Raw genomic sequence first — 2,305 nt, 5'->3', positions numbered from 1 at the left:
AACCGACCGAGCCGTCGAGGCCGGCCAGCCGCGCCACCTGCGCGCCCAGCGCCGCCTCCGACTTCGCCGACACCACCCACGGCACCACGCCCGGCGCCACGGCCGGCTCCGCGAGCGGGTCCGCGCCCTCCTCCACCGCCTCCTCGACGATCACGTGCGCGTTGGTCCCGCTGATCCCGAAGGCGGACACGCCCGCGCGGTGCGGCCGGTCCACCTCCGGCCAGGGCCGGGCCTCGGTGAGCAGCTCGACCGCCCCCGCCGACCAGTCCACCTCGGCGGACGGCGCGTCCACGTGCAGCGTCCTCGGCAGCACGCCGTGCCGCAGTGCCATCACCGTCTTGATCACGCCGGCCGCGCCGGCCGCGGCCTGGGTGTGGCCGATGTTGGACTTCAACGAGCCGAGCAGCAGAGGCTGTTCGCGGTCCTGACCGTAGGTGGCGAGGAGCGCCTGGGCCTCGATCGGGTCGCCGAGCGGCGTCCCCGTGCCGTGGCCCTCGACGGCGTCGACCTCGCCGGCCGACAGTCCGGCCGCGGCCAGCGCCTGGCGGATGACGCGCTGCTGGGACGGGCCGTTGGGCGCCGTCAGGCCGTTCGAGGCACCGTCCTGGTTGACGGCCGAACCGCGCACGACGGCCAGGACCGGGTGCCCGTTGCGTCGGGCGTCCGACAGCCGTTCCAGCACCAGGACGCCCGCGCCCTCGGCCCAGCCCGTCCCGTCCGCGCCGTCCGCGAACGCCTTGCAGCGCCCGTCCGGAGCGAGTCCGCCCTGGCGGGAGAACCCGGAGAAGCTCATCGGCGTCGACAGCACGGTGACACCGCCCGCGAGCGCGAGCGTGCACTCACCGGCCCGCAGCGCCTGCGACGCCAGGTGCATCGCCACCAGCGAGGACGAGCAGGCCGTGTCGACCGTCACCGCCGGGCCCTCCAGGCCGAAGGTGTACGACACCCGGCCCGACAGCACGCTCGCCGTCAGGCCGGTGGTCGCGTGCCCCTCCATGTCCTCCTGCGAGTTCATCACCACGCCGACGTAGTCGACGCCGGCCGTGCCGACGAAGACGCCGGTGCGGGTCCCGCGCAGGCCCGCCGGGTCGATGCCCGCCCGCTCGAACGCCTCCCACGAGGTCTCCAGCAGGAGGCGCTGCTGCGGGTCCATCGCGAGCGCCTCGCGCGGGGAGATCCCGAAGAAGCCCGCGTCGAACTCGCCGGCCGCGACGAACCCGCCCTCGACCGTCGCGCTGCTGCCGCTGCCCTCGCCGAGCAGGGCCGCCATGTCCCACCCGCGGTCGGCGGGGAACCCGGTGATGCCGTCCCGCCCGTCCGCGACCAGCCGCCAGAGCTCCTCCGGAGTGGTCACCCCGCCCGGCAGACGGCACGCCATGCCGACGATGGCGATCGGCTCGTGCCGGCCGGACTCGGCCTCCAGCAGTCGTTGGCGTGTCTGGTGCAGGTCGGCCGTGACCCACTTGAGGTAGTCAACGAGCTTGCTGTCGTTCGACATGGGGGGTGGTGCCTTCCTGTGATGAGGCGGGTCGGTCAGCGGTCGCTCAGACGGCCGAGCTCGTTGTCGATGAAGGCCAGGACCTCGTCCGCGCTCGCTGCTTCGAGCCGCTCCGCAATGGCGTCCTCGGCATTCTGCGCGTCCTGGTTTCGCAATTTCTCCAGCATTCGGCGCAGGCGGAGCGAGACCGCGTTGCGGGTCGCCTCGTCGGTGCCGGCGTCCGCCAGGGCCGCGTCCAGGCGGTCGAGTTGGCCGAACAGCGCGGCACCGTCCGCGGCGTCCTGCTCGTCCAGGAGCACGCCGAGGAGGTGTGCGCCGAGGACAGCGGACGTCGGGTGGTCGAAGACCAGGGTCGCGGGCAGGCGCAGGCCGGTGACGGCGGTCAGGCGGTTGCGCAGTTCCAGGGCGGTGAGGGAGTCCACGCCGAGGTCGTGGAAGTCCCGGTCGGCGGCGACGGCCTGCGGCGAGGCGTGGCCGAGGACGGCCGCCGCCTCGGTGCGGACCAGGTCCACGACGTGGCGCAGCCGGTCGGCCTCGCGTAGCTCGGTCAGGCGGGCGGCGAGCGCGGCCACCGCTCCGGTGCGGCCGCCGGCGGACTCGGCCACGCGGCGGGCGCCGCGGACGAGTCCGCGCAGCAGCGCGGGCACGGTGCCGGGCATCCTGGCCGGGCCGGAGGCGCGGCCGATGGGGACGAGGTAGGGCTCGTCGAGGCCCATGGCGGCGTCGAGCAGGGCGAGGCCCTGTTCCTCGGTCAGCGGCGGCACGCCGGAGGAGCGGATGCGGTGCAGGTCGGCCTCGGAGAGCGTC

At 74.8% G+C, this 2,305-nt stretch carries 2 protein-coding genes; both read right to left on the bottom strand.

Annotated elements, in window-relative coordinates:
* Positions 1 to 1,498: type I polyketide synthase (locus ACWCXH_RS39845; RefSeq protein WP_449806404.1), on the bottom strand; the 1,498-nt coding region annotated here is incomplete at its 3' end.
* Between the two features lie 35 nt (positions 1,499 to 1,533).
* Positions 1,534 to 2,305 (bottom strand): phosphopantetheine-binding protein (locus ACWCXH_RS39840; protein WP_449806403.1); only part of this gene is annotated, 772 nt, incomplete at its 5' end.

The sequence above is a fragment of the Kitasatospora sp. NPDC001660 genome (genome assembly GCF_053596725.1).
Note: the sequence above shows the minus strand (reverse complement) of the source record. Positions and strands in the feature narration are given on the sequence as shown.